Origin of the sequence: Mycetocola sp. 2940, from assembly GCF_040548835.1 — a bacterium.
In the GTDB taxonomy this organism is placed as follows: domain Bacteria; phylum Actinomycetota; class Actinomycetes; order Actinomycetales; family Microbacteriaceae; genus Mycetocola_A.
In genome coordinates this window covers 1-16,414 of sequence record NZ_JBEPSK010000002.1, presented here as the reverse complement: position 1 = coordinate 16,414, position 16,414 = coordinate 1, and the positions used below count along the sequence as shown (strand labels likewise).

Annotated in this window: 15 protein-coding genes; 4 read left to right on the top strand and 11 right to left on the bottom strand. The window is 66.8% G+C overall.

Translation table 11 applies throughout. The features are described 5' to 3' along the window. Nucleotides 1-59: 59 nt before the first annotated feature. The 7 genes from ABIE24_RS02450 to ABIE24_RS02420 form a co-directional block, all read right to left on the bottom strand. Entirely contained in the window at nucleotides 60-1,637 is a 1,578-nt protein-coding gene (locus ABIE24_RS02450) for a glycoside hydrolase family 30 protein (RefSeq protein WP_354496470.1), read from the bottom strand. A gap of 88 nt (nucleotides 1,638-1,725) precedes the next feature. Further along, nucleotides 1,726-4,782: a glycoside hydrolase family 3 C-terminal domain-containing protein gene (locus ABIE24_RS02445; protein ID WP_354496468.1), complete on the bottom strand. Its 3,057-nt coding sequence runs from the start codon at nucleotides 4,780-4,782 to the stop codon at nucleotides 1,726-1,728. Nucleotides 4,783-5,371: 589 nt separating this feature from the next. After that, entirely contained in the window at nucleotides 5,372-6,481 is a 1,110-nt protein-coding gene (locus tag ABIE24_RS02440) for an acyl-CoA dehydrogenase family protein (protein WP_502916238.1), read from the bottom strand. A gap of 164 nt (nucleotides 6,482-6,645) precedes the next feature. Next, a complete protein-coding gene (locus ABIE24_RS02435; protein ID WP_354496464.1) occupies nucleotides 6,646-7,011 on the bottom strand; it encodes a PIN domain-containing protein in 366 nt (121 codons plus the stop codon). After that, nucleotides 7,008-7,253, bottom strand: a complete 246-nt coding sequence (locus ABIE24_RS02430; RefSeq protein WP_354496462.1) for an AbrB/MazE/SpoVT family DNA-binding domain-containing protein — start codon at nucleotides 7,251-7,253, stop codon at nucleotides 7,008-7,010. Before ABIE24_RS02430 ends, ABIE24_RS02435 begins: the two co-directional genes overlap by 4 nt. A gap of 89 nt (nucleotides 7,254-7,342) precedes the next feature. Then, a complete protein-coding gene (locus tag ABIE24_RS02425) occupies nucleotides 7,343-8,266 on the bottom strand; it encodes an aldose 1-epimerase family protein (protein WP_354496460.1) in 924 nt (307 codons plus the stop codon). A gap of 34 nt (nucleotides 8,267-8,300) precedes the next feature. Further along, nucleotides 8,301-9,395, bottom strand: a complete 1,095-nt coding sequence (locus ABIE24_RS02420) for a DUF4232 domain-containing protein (protein WP_354496459.1) — start codon at nucleotides 9,393-9,395, stop codon at nucleotides 8,301-8,303. Between the two features lie 243 nt (nucleotides 9,396-9,638). Between ABIE24_RS02420 and ABIE24_RS02415 the strand changes: the two genes are divergently transcribed. The 3 genes from ABIE24_RS02415 (at nucleotide 9,639) to ABIE24_RS02405 (ending at nucleotide 11,696) form a co-directional block, all read left to right on the top strand. Then, complete coding sequence (locus tag ABIE24_RS02415; protein ID WP_354496458.1) at nucleotides 9,639-10,472, top strand: alpha/beta fold hydrolase; 834 nt, start codon at nucleotides 9,639-9,641, stop codon at nucleotides 10,470-10,472. Continuing rightward, nucleotides 10,465-11,037: a TetR/AcrR family transcriptional regulator gene (locus ABIE24_RS02410; RefSeq protein WP_354496456.1), complete on the top strand. Its 573-nt coding sequence runs from the start codon at nucleotides 10,465-10,467 to the stop codon at nucleotides 11,035-11,037. The genes ABIE24_RS02415 and ABIE24_RS02410 overlap by 8 nt, the downstream gene beginning before the upstream one ends. Nucleotides 11,038-11,213: 176 nt before the next feature. Beyond that, nucleotides 11,214-11,696 (top strand): hypothetical protein, encoded by a 483-nt coding sequence (locus tag ABIE24_RS02405; RefSeq protein WP_354496454.1) that lies wholly within the window; start codon nucleotides 11,214-11,216, stop codon nucleotides 11,694-11,696. Nucleotides 11,697-11,738: 42 nt separating this feature from the next. On the opposite strand, the gene ABIE24_RS02400 is transcribed toward ABIE24_RS02405, so the two are convergent. The 4 genes from ABIE24_RS02400 to ABIE24_RS02385 are packed head-to-tail and all read right to left on the bottom strand — an operon-like array spanning nucleotide 11,739 to nucleotide 15,459. Then, nucleotides 11,739-12,710 (bottom strand): NAD(P)-dependent alcohol dehydrogenase, encoded by a 972-nt coding sequence (locus ABIE24_RS02400; RefSeq protein ID WP_354496452.1) that lies wholly within the window; start codon nucleotides 12,708-12,710, stop codon nucleotides 11,739-11,741. A gap of 12 nt (nucleotides 12,711-12,722) precedes the next feature. Continuing rightward, nucleotides 12,723-14,021: an ABC transporter permease gene (locus ABIE24_RS02395; RefSeq protein WP_354496450.1), complete on the bottom strand. Its 1,299-nt coding sequence runs from the start codon at nucleotides 14,019-14,021 to the stop codon at nucleotides 12,723-12,725. Continuing rightward, nucleotides 14,018-14,722, bottom strand: coding sequence for an ABC transporter ATP-binding protein (locus ABIE24_RS02390; protein WP_354496448.1), 705 nt, complete (start codon nucleotides 14,720-14,722; stop codon nucleotides 14,018-14,020). Before ABIE24_RS02390 ends, ABIE24_RS02395 begins: the two co-directional genes overlap by 4 nt. A gap of 35 nt (nucleotides 14,723-14,757) precedes the next feature. After that, nucleotides 14,758-15,459 (bottom strand): DUF4386 domain-containing protein, encoded by a 702-nt coding sequence (locus ABIE24_RS02385; protein ID WP_354496446.1) that lies wholly within the window; start codon nucleotides 15,457-15,459, stop codon nucleotides 14,758-14,760. Between the two features lie 103 nt (nucleotides 15,460-15,562). Here ABIE24_RS02385 and ABIE24_RS02380 point away from each other — a divergent pair, with 103 nt between their 5' ends. Then, entirely contained in the window at nucleotides 15,563-16,240 is a 678-nt protein-coding gene (locus ABIE24_RS02380) for a TetR/AcrR family transcriptional regulator C-terminal domain-containing protein (RefSeq protein WP_354496444.1), read from the top strand. Nucleotides 16,241-16,414 lie beyond the last annotated feature (174 nt).

Sequence of the window (16,414 nt, the reverse complement as noted above, 5' to 3'; positions counted from 1 at the left end):
CGAAGCCAAGGCCCCGCACAAAACCCAGCCTCGGTGCGCGGCACTCGTCCCTCGCACCGCTATTCGCCCACCGAGGTCGCCCACTCGAACGTGCTCAGCGACGCCGCAGGAACCTCCGCCGTGACCGTCATTCTGCCGTCCCCCACGTCGATCGACCGCGGAACGCCCGACGGGTTCCAGACGAGAAGGACCGTCGAATCGTCGGGCGTCCGGAACGCCACGTGCCGCAGCTCACCGTCGCCCGAGTTAGAGTCGACCCGCACCGACCCCGGTGGCACGAAGCGCGCGGCGTGCGCGAGCACGTAGTACTCGGCGTTGCGGGTCACGGTCCCGTCCGACGCGATCGTGACCACACCCGAGCAGGTCGAGCAGCCTCCCCGGTGCGGTCCGTTGTTCTCGTCGAGCGCAAGGTTCCAGGTGAGCACGCCCGCGGCACGGTTGCGCAGTGAATCGATCAGCAGGTTCGTCGCCTGCCAGCTGAAGGTGTCGGCGAAGACCTTCTCTCGTGAGTCCCCGGCAGCGCTCGACCCCGAACATTCCGTGACCCAGATCTCGATCTCCCGGAACTGCTCCCACAGCCGACTCTGCGCCCCGGCGTTCCCGTAATAGCAATGGAAGGCGATGCCGTCGATCCACTCGGCGGCCGCCGTATTGAGCAGGTCGGCGGGGTACAGGTAGGCGGGGTCTTCCCCCTCCGGTGTCGTCGCCACGTCACCGGGATTCAGTTCCCAGTTGTGGTCGAAGCCGAGAATCGACGTCTCGAATCCGGCGGCCTCGAGCGCCGGACCGAGCTCCTCGATGAGTTTCGCCTGCTGCCAGACCGGCATGTCGGTGCCGGGGTACCCGTCGGGGTAGCGCAGCTGCGGCTCGTTCTGCACGGTGAGGTAGTCGATGTCGAGGCCGGCGTCGCGGTACTCCTCGAGGAAACGCACGAGGTACGCGGCATACGTCTCGTAGGCGCGGTCCTCGTCGAGTAGCCGGCCTCCTTCGAGGCTGCCGTTCGTCTTCAGCCAGCCCGGCGGGCTCCACGGTGAGGCGATCAGCCGCAACTCGGGGTTGATCGCCACCACCTCCTGCAGCACCGGGATCATCGCGCGCCGGTCCGGTTCGACGCTGAATCGGTCGAGTTCCCAGTCCGTCTCGCCGGCCGGCAGATCGTCGAAGGTGAACGCGTCGGTGTCGACGAAGTCCGAGGCTCCGATCGGCAGTCGCAGGGTCGACAACCGAGCCGGCCCGTGAAGGTCGAACAGCTCGTCGAGCAGGTCGGCCCGGGCGTCGGCGGGCATGCCGGCGAACAGGTCCGCCGACGCATGCGTCATCGCTGCACCGAAGCCGTCGACCCGCTGGTGCTCGACGTCCGTGTCGACTGAGACGGTCAGCTCTCCCTCCGACGCCGGCTGCGCGTCGACGTCGAGGGGGCGCATGAGGTCGCGTCCGTCGGCGCTCGTCGTCACGGCGGTGACCTCGGATGCTGTGGGGCTCGGCGTCGAGGTCGGCGACGAGTTCGGCGTCGCGACCTCAGGTGCGGCGTTGCGTGGGGTGACGACCAGAAGGATCACGAGAAGTGCCGCGATCCCGGAGGCGAGGAGAAGCCATCGGCGACGCGACCGGTCGGGCTGCCGGTCCGTGTCGCTCATGAATCCTCCGTGCCGGGGCTCGCCCCGCACGCGGGCCGGCGTCCGGCACCGAAGTGCCGGACGCCGACCGTGCATTGCGAGACCGGCGTCATCCCCCCTGCACCTTCAGTGCGAAGGCCTGGGCCGGATCGTCGGCGTCACAGGTCTGCTGGACGATGCGGGCGCCGTTGTCGCGACTGCCCCCGTCGACCGCGGCGCAGAGCCCGCTGTTCGCGTTGACGAGCTGGTAGTAGCCGTCGCCGACACGTACCAGTTCGAATCTCTGGCTGGCATCCCTTCTCGCCAGTTCCGAGATCACCAGCGGGGCCCCCACCGCAGTGGAGGCATCCGCCACCTCGAGCACCAGGCCCGCATTCACATTCGTGATCCGGTAGGTGCCGCCCCCGGCCTGGGACAGCGTCCACTCGGCGTTGGACTGAGGAGCCGGGCAGGTCCACTGCTGCACCGGCGTTCCCTCCGCCGTGCCCTGGTCGACCGCGTCGAGGCAGGCGCCGGAGTTTTCGCTGACGACGGTGTAGACCGCGTCCGTCGAGATCCCGTTGACGTTCTCCCTGTCTGTGGACTTCACGCGCACCGAGTCGGAGAGCTCGATGTCCTGCGCCGAGGAGCCGACGAGCACGTCGATCGTCCCTCTGGGGGTGATCCACTTGTCGACGTACGAGTCCCAGTAGGACAGCGACTCACGGTCGAGCTCGACGGTGACGGTCGTCGACTCGCCGGCCGCGAGCGCGACCCGAGTGAATCCCGCCAGCTGCCGAGGTGCCGTGTTGACGACATCCGTCGGCAGCTCACCGACGTAGACCTGCGGTGTTTCGATACCGGCACGGTCACCGGTGTTGGTGACCTCGAACGTCGCCGTCACCCGTCCCTTGCCCCGTGAGGTCAGGTCGAGGTCGGAGTATTCGAAGGTCGTGTAGGAGAGCCCGTGACCGAACGCGTACTGCGGCTCGATGTCGAACTCCTCGTACCCGCGGTATCCGACGAAGACGTCCTCGGTGTAGTACGAGTCGAGGCCGATACCCGGGTACTGCTCAGGCGTCGAAATCGGCGTCGCATCCGCTGTCACGGGGAACGTCACCGGCAGCCTGCCCGAAGGGTTCACCTCACCGAACAGGATGCGTGCAAGCGCGGCGCCCTGGTTCTGGCCGCCGTACCACGCCTCGAGGATGGCCGGCACGCCGTCAGCCCATTCGGCTGTTGTCGTCGGGCCCCCGGTCGTCAGCACGACGATCGTGTTCGGGTTCGCCGCTTTCACCTGCTCGATGAGCGTTTCCTGGCCGCTCGGCAGGCCGATGTCCGGCTTGTCTCCACCTTCGGAGCCGTAGTCGCGGACGACCACAACGGCGACGTCCGACTCCGCGGCGAGGTCAGCGGCAGCCAGCGCCTTCGGATCCACGACGCCGGCAGGCTTCGTCCATCCGAGCTTCAGCTGCGTGCCCTCTTCGGTGCCGTCGGAGACGTCGAGCGTGTAGTCGACCTCGAGGGCGTATTCCTGGCCGGCCATCAGGTCGAGCGAGACCGTGTCGGTGCCCAGTTTCGTCGCACCTGTTCCGAGGATCGCCTCGCCGTCGAGGGTGACTGTCGACGTGCCGGATGCCACCAGTTCCAGCACGTAGGTGCCGGTCACTGGCGGTGTCAGCGTCGTCGAGAAAGTCGCTCCGGTGCCTCGGCCTGGCAGCGCAGGCAGAAGCGTCGACTGCGAGTTGAAGCCCTCGAAGTAGTAGAACCCGCCGTTGATCGAGACGTCCTGAGTCGTCTCGTCAGCGATCACAGCACCGTCAGCATCGACGACGGTGGTGTCGACTCCCGGGCTGCCGTCCGCACTGGTGAGGTAGTCGGAGGGAATCGCATCGAGTCCCGGCAGCAACGTCGACGATGTGACGAAGTCCGTGCCCCGTGCGTGTTGCACCGTTGCGTCGGGCAGCAGCTCGGTGAGGCCCTCGAGTGGGCTGATCGTGTCGGTCGGCAGAACCAGCGAGCTTCCGCCGCCCGCCGTAGCTGCGTCGGCATCCGCACCGATCACCGCTACCGAGTTGATCTCATCCTCATCGAGAGGCAGGATGCCGTCGTTCTTCAGCAGGACCGTGCCCTGCTCGGCGATCTCCTGCGCGGCGAGCGCGTGGCCGGCTTCATCGAATTCCTGGATGGTCGCCGGGTTGTCGAACAGTCCGAAGCGGATCATCGCCGTGAGGATGCGCAGTACCGCGACGTCGATCTCCGCTTCGGCGACCTGGCCGCTGAGCACGGCATCCTTCAGCGAGAGGAAGAAGCCGAAGCTCGGCTGCTCCTGGTCGAGCCCGGCCCGCAGCGCCTCCACGGAACTGTGGGTGGCGCCGTAGTCGCTCATCACCCAGCCCTCGAAGCCGATCTGGTCGCGCAGGATGCCGGTGAGGAGCTCGGAGTGCTCACACGCGTAGAGCCAGTTCACCTTGTTGAAGGCACACATCGCTGAACCCGGGTTCGCACCCGTGATACCGATGTCGAACGGCCGAACGTAAATCTCCTGGAGGGCGCGCTCGCTCACGATCGCGTTGCCGCCGACGAGGCGGTCCTCCTCCTGGTTGTACGCGGTGTAGTGCTTGATGTCAGCGACCACCGGATACGCCTGGATCGCGTTGATCTGCGCCGCTGCGATCGTGCCCGACAGGAACGGGTCTTCGCCGTATCCTTCGAAGGTGCGACCGGCCTGCGCGACGCGGGCGATGTCGACGGCCGTTCCGAGCGAGACATTGTGGCCGCTCTTGAAGGCTTCGTCGCCGATCACATCACCGAAGGTCGTCGCCGCCTCGGTGTTGAAGGTCGACGCGAGCGCGATCGGGGCGGGCAGTGAGGTCGCTCGCTTCTCGTTGGCACGGGGGTCCGCGATGCGGACGCCGGCCGGGCCGTCAGCCATGGTGAGCGCCGGGATTCCGAGGCGCTCGATGGGTGCGTTGTAGAACCCATAGAAGTTGTTCTGCTCACCTTCGAGCATGTCGATTTTCTCGTCGAGGGTCATCTGCGCCAGCAGCGCCTGTGCGCGGGCGACCGCGTCTGCGGGGGCCGCGGATGCCCCGGCCGGCACGGTGGCGACGACGAGCGCTGTCGCCACGGTGAGCGCGGCGATCAGTTTTCCCGTCGATCGTCGTTGATCGGTGCGAGTTCGCATTTTTCGTTCCTAACTAGTGGGGAATCCCCGGGCGCGCCACAGATGCCTGTTCCGCTGCCGCAGCAAGGACAGAGTGAGAACGGACGTGGCAGTCATCCGGGGGTCAAGCATTTAGTGGTTCTGTGTCATCCCTTCGTTCAGGTGGTGGGTGATGTCTGATTTCAGCGTGGGTGTGGAGGGTTGGCGGAATCGCCGGGAAGGGTGTGGCTCAGCGGAGCAGCACGACAGAGGTTGTCGAGGGAAGCCAGCGGTCGCCGGAACGGACGGCTGCGGCCATGGGCAGGCTCGCGAAAAGTGCCGGTTCTACGGCGAGAGGCTTCCACTCGAGCGGACGCACGCACCAATACCGCCTGCGCGCGGGAGGCAGATGTGGCGTCGGTCGAAAACGCACCCATGCACACCCCCTCAGCGAGATGACGAGGCGCGGGGTCTGGGTGCCGTCACGGCGATAGTACACATGAGCTGGACTCACCTCAAGGAAAACCCCTCCGCTCGCTTGGGGAGATCTCGACAGGCTTGGTTCCTGAGCCTGTCGAAGGGCGATCAACGGCTACGCGACCGAAGCGAAGGAACCCCGCGCAAACCCGGGCTACCCGCGGAACGCGGGCAGCCCAGTGATGTGCTGGCCGAGGATCAGCGTGTGCACCTCGTCGGTACCTTCATAGGTGCGCACAGACTCGAGGTTGTTCGCGTGGCGCATGGGCGAGTAGTCCAGCGTGATCCCGTTGCCGCCGAGCATGGCCCGCGCCTCGCGCGCGATGTCGATGGCGATGCGGGTGTTGTTGAGTTTGGCGACCGAGATCATGTGGTGCTGGAGCTTTCCGGCATCCTTCAACCGGCCCAGACGCAACGCGATCATCTGGGCCTTCGAAATCTCGAGCGCCCAATTCACGAGCTTCTGCTGGGTGAGCTGGAAACCCGCGAGCGGCTTGCCGAACTGCATCCGCTCAGACGCGTAGGCGAGGGCCTGGTCGAAGCTGTCGCGGGCGGCGCCCAGGGCGCCCCACGCGATTCCGTAGCGGGCCTCGTTGAGGCACGAGAATGGCCCTTTCAGGCCGATCGCTCCGGGCAGTACCGCATCTTCGGGCAAACGAACGTCGACGAGGTCGATGTCGCACTGAATCGACGCGCGCATCGAGAGCTTGGGCCCGATGGGCGTGGCGGTGAAGCCAGGCGAGTCTGTCGGCACGAGGAAGCCGCGCAGTCCTTCCTCGGCCCGGGCCCAGATCACGGCGATGTCGGCGATCGACGCGAGACCGATCCACCGTTTGGCCCCGTTGAGCACCCATTCGCCGCCGTCGAGGCGCGCGGTGGTGATCATGCTCGACGGGTCCGACCCGGCCGTGGGCTCGGTCAGGCCGAAGCACCCGATGATTTCGCCCGCCGCCATTCCGGGGAGCCAGGCCTGCTTCTGCGCCTCAGACCCGTGCTTGTGGATCGCCGACATCGCGAGGGATCCCTGCACCGAGACGAAGGTGCGGATGCCGGAATCCCCGGCTTCCAGCTCCTGCATGGCGAGACCGTAGTCGACGGCCGAGCCGCCGGCGCAGCCGTAGCCGGAGAGGTGCATGCCGAGCAGACCCAGGTCAGCCATCTCGGGAATCCGCTCGACCGGGAACGTCGCGCTCTCGAACCAGCCGGCGATGTTCGGGCGGATGCGGCGATCGACGAACTCGCGCACACGGCCGCGCAGCTCCAGTTCGGCGCTGCTGAACTCATCGTCGAGATCGAGGAGGTCGCTGGCGCTGCGCGCGGCGTCGGGAACACTCTGGTCTTTCACGGTCACTCCTCTGTGATTCGCCTCCGTCGAGTCTGCCGCGCAGCAACTGCCGCTGCGTCTTTCTCGTCGATCGAGTTGGGCAACTACCGAATGACGGTGACTCGCTCGCGGCCCAGCCACTGCTGGTCCGCGGTCAGGACGGACGCATCAAGCCGATCGGCGAGCGCGAGGCACAGCCGATCGGCAAGCGAAAGCCCTTCGCCCGAACGCCACAGCGCGGCCGCCTTCTCCGCGTCGGACGCCGTGACCGGTTCGACGACCAGCTCGAAGCTCAGCAACAGAGAGCGGGCGAGGTCCCAGTCAGCTTTCGCCGCGATCACCTTCTGGGCCACTTCCGACCAATTCGCTGCGCTGCACACGCCACCACGCTCGAGCTGCGTGCGAACGTGACCGCTTCCCGCTTCGCCACGCAGGTAGGCCAACAGAGCGGATGCATCGAAGACGGTCACGCGTCGTCTTCCGCCGCAGACGCCCTCCGGCGGTCCTCGAGGAGCGAGGCGACGACATCCGCCCCCGAAAGTTGCTTACGGAGGATCTCTTCGAGGGCGCTGCGCTCGGCAAGCAGCACTCCCGACTCCGTTTCGACAGCCACGAGCGTCGTACCTTCGGCCCACTGCCGACGTTGCCGGATGTCGGCTGGTAAGACAATACGGCCCTTGTTTCCCACTCGAATTGACTCAGTCCCACTCATGGGGTGACGGTACCACTTTCGGTCGCTACCGTGAAGGGCGTATCGACACGACGATCCACCCACCGGCTCCGAGCTTTTCGCGCAGATAACTAGATCGCCGCAATACTCCACGAGGCGAACGTGACCCCACCCGGCTGCAGCACGAGCAGGTCCTCACCCGAGTTGAATGCGTCGGGCGGGCACGTCATCGGTTCGACGGCGAGGCCGATCCGGCTGGGCTTCGGCGCCTCCTGGTCGGCGGTGTGCACCTGCACCCACTTGCACGACGAGTCCCACCGCATGCGCACCCCGGTTCCGGATGCCGCGGTCACGCGGACCTCGGCGGTCCGGTTCTCGTCGCGCACGAGCCCGGTAAACGCGTGGTCGAGGAAAGTGTCGCCGATCTCGCGGGGCTCACGGAAGTCAAAGGTTCCGCCTGACTCGGTGGCGACGTCCGCCACTCCGATCGGGATCAACCGGTCATCGGTCACCGTCAGCACGTGCTCGGCCGGGAGGAGAAGGGTCCAGTCATCGACGGTTCCCTCACCGGCGACGAGGTACGGGTGCGGGCCGGTGCCGAACGGGGCGGGCACGGTGCCGGTGTTGCGGGCGGCGACGGTGGTGTGCAGACCGTCTGCGTCGAGATGGAATTCGACCCGCACCTGGATCCGGAACGGATACGCGGTCTCGGCCTCGATCGTCGTGGCGAGCATCACTCGGTCGGCGGCCTCGTCGAGGGCGATGAAGTCGTGCCAGGCCACGAGTCCGTGCAGCGCGTGGCCGCGCTTCGGCTCGGTGAGCGCGAGCTCGTAGTCGGTGCCTTCGAAGCTGTAGCGACCGTCGACCACGCGGTTCGGCCACGGGGCGAGGGTGGCGCCGCGGTACGCCGGGCGCACCTCATCGGCGTCGAAGGGCACGACGAGGTCGCGGCCGTGATGCTGCAGCGAGCGCAGCGATGCGCCGACGCTGGCGATGGTGGCGGTGTAGGCGCCGCTGGTGAGCTCGAACTGCGTTCCGGAGAGTGGCGTGGTCATTCCCATATTCTGCCGGGTGTTTTGATGCGTCGTTTCACTCCGCCGGCGGCGCCCACGCCGTCACCGACACAGTGCCCCCGGTGATGTCGGTCTCGACGACGATCATCTGACGCTCGGCACCATGGTGGGAGGCGACGTGGAGCCAGCCGGCGGCATCCTGCCCCGCGGTCGGCATCGCCGCCCAGCCGAGCGTCGAGACGACGGCCGCACCGGGCTGCACATCGATGCGAGTGACGCCGGGATCGTCGCTCAACATCGATCCGCCGTGGTCGACGGCCACGTCGAGGGCGCTGCTGAACTCGTCGGCGAAGGCGACATCCGGGTAACCCTCCACGATGCACGCGGCATCGCTGACGTTCTCGGCCCGCAAAACGAGCGCTCGACTGCCGAGGGCGGCATCCGGCACCCCGGCCGACATCTCGAGCTGGCCGCTCGTGCACCACAGTGGATCTGCCTGCCAGTCGCCCGGTGCGACCGGCGGCACCGGGGTTCCGGTCGGGGCCGGCTCCGGCACTGCCTCGGTCGGAATCTGCGCCTGCATGGCGGCGTACGCCAACGGGGCGGCAACGGTCAGGCCCACCGCGGCGAGCAGGAACAGGCCGGCCGCAGGGATGGCGATCACCCGACGGGTGAAGACAGGGCGTTCAGGCCGACCGGCGCCGTCCAGGGCGACGGCGAGCAGCGCTGGAATCCACCCGAAGATGAGCCCCCACTGCGCCGCCCCGGCCACGCGCTCGGCGACGAAACGCAACGGCGTCTGCTGCTGCACGACCGCGTTGGCAAGCTCCAGCGCGACGGGAATCGCCAGCACAAGAAAACCGGATGCCACGGCGCACAGCCAGTAGGCGGCGAACGCCGTCGCCGTGTTGCCGGGTAGCTGGCGCCGCACGAGGGCGGCGAGCGCCGCGTAGGCGGTGAAGATCGCAAGCATCGACAGCGTGATCATGATGAAGGCCCACGGTGCCGGAGCGGTGAGTTCCAGCACCGGAATCGTCTCCGGGGCGACGAGCGCGAGCACGTGGCGGATCGGCCCAGGGAGCGTCTGACGGCCGAGCAGTTCGAGGCCGCCACTCGCCAGCCAAAGTGAGGCAGCAACGACGGCAGGGATACCAGCTCTGATCAGGCGCATTTCGCCAGCGTAGCGATTCCGGGGGCTCGACGGCACGCGACCGCCTCCGGAAAAACGGATCGGCCGCCTCTCTGTCGAAAGCAGCAAGCGGGCGGATTGGCGCATTCGCGCCAGCGACGAAGCGCCGGAGCCTCCGCGAAAGCTCGGTTCTCGCGCGCCTCGGCTTCGGTCGCTGCGCTCCCTCCAGCCAGCGGGAGAGTCTTAGCTATTGACGTTAGCCTGAAAGCTAATTACCATAGCCTCATGACAAAGCAGGATAAGCAGGCCGGTCCTACGACCGAGTACCTCTCGTTGACCGAGGGACGCGTCGCCTACGACGTGCAGGGAAGCGGCCCCCTCGTGCTGATGGTGCCCGGGATGGGCGACCTTCGCGCCACCTACCGGTTCCTCGCGCCCGCCGTTGTGGCATCCGGCCATAGCGTGGTGACCATGGATCTCCGGGGGCACGGCGACAGCGATGCCACCTTCTCCGAGTACGGAGACGCCCCGACCGCCGACGACATCGTGGCGCTCCTCCGCAAGCTCGGCCCCGCCGTGATCGTCGGCAACTCCATGGCGGCGGGAGCCGCCGTTCTCGTGGCGGCCGACCACCCCGAGCTGGTTCGCGGTCTTGTTCTCGTTGGCCCGTTCGTCCGCGAGCCGGCCTCGGACAACGTGTTCAGCCGCCTCTTCTTCCGGATGCTCATGGCGCCGCCGTGGGCAGCGGCGGTCTGGCGGGCGTATTTGCCCAAGCTGTACGCGGGCACGTTGCCCACCGACTTCGCGGCCTACCGCGATGAGGTCGTCCGCAGCATCCGGCGCCCGGGCTACGCTCGCGCGTTCAGCCGGACGACACGGACGGGTCATGCCCAGTCCGCCGCCAGTCTCGACCGCGTTCACACACCCACCCTCGTGGTGATGGGAGCGAACGACCCGGACTTCAAGGATCCCAGGGCCGAAGCCGAATGGATCGCGTCGACCCTTTCCGGCCGGGCCGTGCTCATCGCAGATGCCGGCCACTACCCCCAGTCACAGCAGCCTGACCACGTGGCATCCGCCGTCATGGCCTTTCTTGCGGAAGGAACCGATCGTGGCTAGGGCCGGGCTCACCACCGAGTCGGTGATCAGCGAAGCCGCCCGCCTGATCGACGAGCGCGGACTCGACGGGCTCTCGCTTGCGGCCGTCGCCGAGAAGCTGGGCGTGCGCGTCCCGTCGCTGTATAAGCACGTCGACGGTCTCCCCGCGCTTCGCCGCGGTGTCACGGTCACCGCGAAGAAGAGCCTCAGCGAAGCCCTCGGCAACGCCGCTCTCGGCCGCTCGCGCGACGACGCCCTCACCGCCATCTCCCTCGCCTACCGAGCATGGGCACGGGCACATCCGGGGCTGTATCCGATGGCGATGCTGGCACCCCACCCCGACGAGGCGGCCGACATCGCCGTGTCCACGGCACTCGTCGACGTCGTGTTCCGGGTGCTCGCCGGGTACGGGCTCGAAGGCGATGACGCAGTGGACGCCACCCGGTTCCTCCGGGCGTCGCTCCACGGCTTCGTCTCCCTCGAGACCGGCGGCGGATTCGCCCTGCCCGTCGACCTCGACCGCAGCTACCAGCGACTGACCACCAGCGTGATCACCGCGCTCAATACCTGGACCGCGTCACCCTGACGCCCGCCCTTCCCGACGCGGTGATCGGCATTCGACCCCGCTGAATCCAGCAGACACATCCTGGCTCGGTGGCACCAGCCCACTCAGGCGGTCCGTGCTGCCCGGATGCCCCTCGACCGGCGATCGCCGCGCCGAACGCAACAGACATTGACGCAACAACCGAATGGAATCGAATCATGTCTAGCTCCCCCACCCCCACACCGGAATACTTCCGCCCCACCGGGGCGACGCCGGCTCCCAGCCCCGCCGCCACCGCGACGCTGCCGACCTTCCGCCTCAACCTCATGCGCGGCGGGTATCTCCTCATGGCCGTCGGCCTGATCCTCGTCAAGTGGCCGCTGCTTCTCCAGGCCTCTTCCCTTCCGGTGATCGAGAGCGCCGTTCTCTGCATCCTGACGGCCATGTCGCTCCTGGCGCTGCTCGGCCTGCGCTACCCCATCGGCATGCTGCCGATCCTCCTGTTCGAAGTGATGTGGAAAGTGCTCTGGCTCGCGATCGTGGCCCTGCCGCATCTTCTCGCTAACGACATGGATGCCGCCACCGAGACCATGACGTTCAGTGTTCTCTTCGTCGTTCCGGTTCTCCTTGTCACTCCGTGGGACTACGTCGTCAAGCGGTTCGTGCAGGCCCGGGGCGACAAGTGGGTGCGGAGCGCATGATCCCGGCCGCCTGGGCCGCCGTGACTTTCGCGTTCGGCCGCGTCAGTCGTCGAAGGTGAGGATGGCGCTTCCGCTCTTGTGGCCCGTCTCCACGAGAGCGTAGGCCTCCGCCGCCTGCTCCATCGGGTACGCCCGGTGGATGACGGGGACCAGCGCACCGGCTTCCGCCAACTCGCCCAGCCAGGCCAGGTTCGTAGTTCTCACGGCCGGCTTCTCGAGACCAGTGAAAACGATCCCGGCCTTCTTTCGGCTCAACCGCGACAACGCCATCCGGGCGAGGATCGCGAGCGACGGCACAGTCGTCAGGAAGAGGCCGTCCCGGGTCAGCGTCTCCCGACTGCGGCCGAAGGAGCTCGTGCCGACCGTGTCGAAGATGAGGTCGTACCGGTCCCGGGCGGCCGTGAAGTCGGTCGCGGCGTAATCGATGACGGCATCCGCCCCGAGCGACCGGACCAGCGCCGCGTTCCCGGCGCTGCAGACCGCGGTGACGTGGCATCCGTAGTGCTTCGCGATTTGGACGGCAGCGGTTCCGACGGAGCCTGCGGCCCCATTAATAAGGACGGACTGTCCCGGCTGGAGCGCGGCACGGTCGCGCAGGAAGGGAAGCGCCGTGACGGATCCGTCGAACACCGCGGCGGATTCGGCGTCGGTGAGGTTGCTCGGCGTGGAAGTGAGGACTCCGTCCTGTTGAACGATCACGTACTGGGCGTGAGCACCGAATTCGGCGGTGTTCACCCCGGTGACCCGGTCGCCGATCCGGAACCGGGTGACGGAGGATCCAATCGCCGAAACGACGCCGGCGAAGTTCGTGCCGAGCACCGGCCACTTCGGCCGGGTGACCCCGAAGTACGGCCGGGCGACGACCGATCCTCGCCGGGCTTCGGCCAGGGCAGTGGTGACGACGGATGCATAGTTGCGGACGAGGATCTCGTCGTTCTCCGGCACGGGGGTGGGAATGTCTTCGATGCGCACGCTGTCGGGTGGTCCGTAGCGGCGGGAGGTGACTGCTTGCATGGTTTGGTCTCTCTATTCGTAGCGGAGGGCGTCGATGGGATTCTGGCGGGATGCGCGGCGTGCGGGGAGCGTGCCGGCGAGGAAGGCGATGAACATGACCAGCAGGATGATCGCTGTCACAGAGAGCGGCGCGAACTGCATGACCTGAAGTCCCTGCAGGTCGGCGAGGAACGTTTCCGCGAGCACGGCGCTGCCGATCGTGCCGGTGACGATGGCGGCGAACGCGCCGAGGATGCTGCCGAGGAAGCCGATGACGATGGCCTCCATGCTGAACAGGGTGAAGATCCGGCGCCCACTCATACCCATCGCCTTCATGAGGCCGATTTCGCGGGTGCGCTCCTGCACGCTCATGAGCAGGGTGTTGACGATGCCTACTCCGGCGGCGATCAGGGCGATGAGCGCGAACGCATTCAGCACGCCGATGATGCCGGCGAGGATCGTCTGGAACACGCCGATCTGATCGGCGACGGTCTGCGCGGTGTACCCCTGCTCTGCCAGGTCGGCCTGAATCGCGTCCACCTGCTCGGGCGTCGATTGCGGGTCGAAGCGGGCGGTGGCCAGGAAGTAGCCGGTGCCCGCCGTGGCGGGCTGCCCGGTCGACTGCACCTCGGCGAGAGTCTCGGTGAGGGCGCGGCTGAGGCGCACGCCCACTCCGAGCAGGGTGAGGTTCTGCACTCCCCGAACGGTTGCCGTCACTTCGTGCATCGTGCCGGTATAGTCGGTCGCGCCGATGACCACGGTTTCGCCGATCGCACTCTTCGCGCTGCGGAAACCGAGGTTTTGCAGGTATGACGCAGGGAGCAGGATGCTGTGATCCGCGTCGTCGACGGACAGCTGGGAGCCGGCGGCGAGGTCGGCGCGGGTCATCTCGGAGTTGGCGCCGACGACGATCTCGTGTTTTCCGCGCTGCTCGTATCCGATGTAGGCGGGGCTGACGGAGACGACGGGGTTCACCGCTGTGAGACCACCGGTTTCCCCGATCGCGTGGAGGTCGTCCGGGCTCAGCACGGCGGTCGATCCGGCTGTCTCGGTGGCGGCCGCACCGTTCGCGGTGACCGTCGCCTCTTCCCAGGGCGCGGGCCCGTCGCCGAGGCCGGCGGCGGCGGGTGCCGTCTTCGCAATGGAGAGCACATCCGGCGCTCCGACGGATGCCAGTTGCACGTCGAGGTAGCCGGACACCCCTGTTCCAATGGCGCTGGTCAGGGTGAGGGTGCTGGCGCCGATGAAGATGGCGACGATGGTGAGGGCGGTGCGCAGTTTGCTGCGGAACGTGTTTCCGATGGCCGCGCGAAGGATGTCGATGATGTTCATGCTGCTGCTCCTGCCAGTTCTGGTGCGTGGACCTGGCGGCCGTCGCGGACGAAAATCTGCCGGTCGCATCGCGCTGCCAGGTCGGTGTCGTGGGTGACGATGACGAGGGTGATCCCGTGGTCCCGGTTCAGGGAGAACAGGATGTCTTCGACAAGTCGGCCGGTGGTCGTGTCGAGGTTGCCGGTGGGTTCGTCGGCGAAGAGGACCTTCGGGTTGCTGACGAGAGCCCGGGCGATGACGACCCGCTGCTTCTGTCCACCGGAGAGATCCGTGGCCTTGTTCTTCGCTTTGTCGGCGAGTTCCAATTGCTCGAGCACGGCCATGCCGCGTGCCTTGCGTTCCCGAGGCGCCATGCCGGCGATCGTGAGCGGGAGGATCACGTTGTCGAGAACCGTCGCGTTGGGCGTGAGGAAGAACTGCTGAAAGACGAAGCCGAAGTCCGCGTTGCGGATGCGGCCGATCTGCCGGGCACTCAGCCCCCTGGCATCCGCCCCGCCGACGAACAGCGAGCCGCTGTCGGGAGCGTCGAGCAGGGCGAGTAGATGCATGAGCGTGGATTTGCCTGATCCGCTCTTGCCGACGATGGCGACCGAGTCACCGGCGTCGATAGCGAGGGAGACTCCGGAGAGGGCGTCGAATCGGGTGGAGCCTCGGCCGTAGGACTTGTGGATGTCGCGGGCTTCGAGCAGTGGGCTGGTCATTTTTCCGTCTTTCGGGTGGGCGTTGGGGTGGGTGGTCAGACGCGCGGCAGCTTGCGGCCCTTGATGAGGAGCCAGAAGATCATGGCGGTTTCGCCGATGAAGCCGAAGAATCCGAAGGTGGGAGCGAAGCCGGCGACGAAGGTGAGGCCGATGATGTCGGCGATGTAGCCGAGACCGGCGACGCCGATGAGGATGCCGAAGATCTTGGGCATGAAACCGGAGCGGATGGCCAGGTAGGCGACAACCAGGAGGTAGAGCCCGAAGAAGCCGAGACTGGCCTGCCAGATGCTCCAGAACGATTCGATGTTCGCCAGGGCAGCCTCGGGCCGGTCGAGGTTGGTGAAGGCGACGACGAGCTGGGTGATGGCGACCAGGTACCAGGCGGCGAAGGCGGTTCGCATCACCCAGGCCACCTGCGCGACCCGGCGGTGGACCGGCTTGAACACGGCGCTGGTGCCGAGGGCGGCGATGACATCAAGAATGGTCACGACGAACATCGCCACGATTCCGGCGATCCACAGTGCTGGTGAATTGCCGATGGCATCCGCCGTTTTCTGCGCGTCACCCGCCACCCAGAGACCTTTGACGGCGACGAAGTAGCCGAAGACGGCGAGCACGGCCATGGCGGCGAGTGCGGTTCCGGATGCGAGGGCGCCGGTGCGTTGCGACCAGCGGAACGGGTTGAGGTTGCGCGTCGCCGGAGCGGCGGTCGGTGTGGTGAGGGTTGACGTAGTCATTTCAGTTGTCCTTTTCAGTTAGACTTACGACGTAAACTTATGGTGTAAGTAAAGTTCGCATACATGGTAAGGTTTGTCAACGACCAAGATTTCGGAGATGTGAATGAGAGCTCAGCGCAAGGAAGCGCCCACCCGCGTCCGCCTCAATCGCGAGCGGGTGATCGCCGCAGCGATCGTGCTCGCCGACAAAGGAGGCCTGGATGGGCTCACGATGCGACGGCTGGGTGAGGACCTGGGCGTGGAGGCCATGTCGCTCTACAACCACGTCGCCAACAAAGACGACCTGGTCAACGGCATGGTCGACGCCATCTTCGGTGAGATCGAGTTGCCGTCGCACAGCGACGACTGGAAGACCGCCATCCGCAAGCGCTCGATCTCATTCCGGGCGGTGCTGGCCGAGCATCCTTGGGCGAGCAGCGCCCGGGATTCAGGCGTCAACCCCGGACCGTCGACGTTGCGACATCACGACCGGGTGATCGGCACGTTCCGCAACGGCGGGTTCTCCCTCCCTATGACGGCGCACGCATTCTCGGCGATCGACAGCTACATCTACGGCTTCGTGCTGCAGGAGAAGAGCCTGCCGTTCACCACGCCCGAGGAGACGGAGGCGATGGCGCACCTCATGCTGGCCCAGCTGCCGACCAAGGAATACCCGTACCTTGCGGAGCTCACCGCCGATCACGTCCTCAAGCCGGGGTACTTCTACGGTGACGAGTTCCTCTTCGGCCTCGACATCTTGCTCGACGGGCTCGAACAGAAACGGGAGCACTCCGGCGACTGAGTGGACGACGCCGCTCCCACCCCGCTGATCGAGTAGCGCCCGCCCTTCGACAGGCTCAGGAACCAAGCAAGCGAGGCCGCGTATCGAGCGGTGGGGGCGCTTTGCGCCGTTGTGGTGTGACGGAAACTCTCTTGTGGCTGGGTTCTGATGGGTTGGATGATGAGCCTGTCGCGG

Bases quoted from the DNA above. Each gene is read 5' to 3' on its own strand.
- ABIE24_RS02400 (WP_354496452.1), bottom strand. From the start codon at position 12,710: ATGCAAGCAGTCACCTCCCGCCGCTACGGACCACCCGACAGCGTGCGC.
- ABIE24_RS02390 (WP_354496448.1), bottom strand. From the start codon at position 14,722: ATGACCAGCCCACTGCTCGAAGCCCGCGACATCCACAAGTCCTACGGC.
- ABIE24_RS02425 (WP_354496460.1), bottom strand. From the start codon at position 8,266: ATGACCACGCCACTCTCCGGAACGCAGTTCGAGCTCACCAGCGGCGCC.
- ABIE24_RS02395 (WP_354496450.1), bottom strand. From the start codon at position 14,021: ATGAACATCATCGACATCCTTCGCGCGGCCATCGGAAACACGTTCCGC.
- ABIE24_RS02430 (WP_354496462.1), bottom strand. From the start codon at position 7,253: ATGAGTGGGACTGAGTCAATTCGAGTGGGAAACAAGGGCCGTATTGTC.
- ABIE24_RS02420 (WP_354496459.1), bottom strand. From the start codon at position 9,395: ATGCGCCTGATCAGAGCTGGTATCCCTGCCGTCGTTGCTGCCTCACTT.
- ABIE24_RS02380 (WP_354496444.1), top strand. From the start codon at position 15,563: ATGAGAGCTCAGCGCAAGGAAGCGCCCACCCGCGTCCGCCTCAATCGC.
- ABIE24_RS02445 (WP_354496468.1), bottom strand. From the start codon at position 4,782: ATGCGAACTCGCACCGATCAACGACGATCGACGGGAAAACTGATCGCC.
- ABIE24_RS02450 (WP_354496470.1), bottom strand. From the start codon at position 1,637: ATGAGCGACACGGACCGGCAGCCCGACCGGTCGCGTCGCCGATGGCTT.
- ABIE24_RS02385 (WP_354496446.1), bottom strand. From the start codon at position 15,459: ATGACTACGTCAACCCTCACCACACCGACCGCCGCTCCGGCGACGCGC.
- ABIE24_RS02405 (WP_354496454.1), top strand. From the start codon at position 11,214: ATGTCTAGCTCCCCCACCCCCACACCGGAATACTTCCGCCCCACCGGG.
- ABIE24_RS02415 (WP_354496458.1), top strand. From the start codon at position 9,639: ATGACAAAGCAGGATAAGCAGGCCGGTCCTACGACCGAGTACCTCTCG.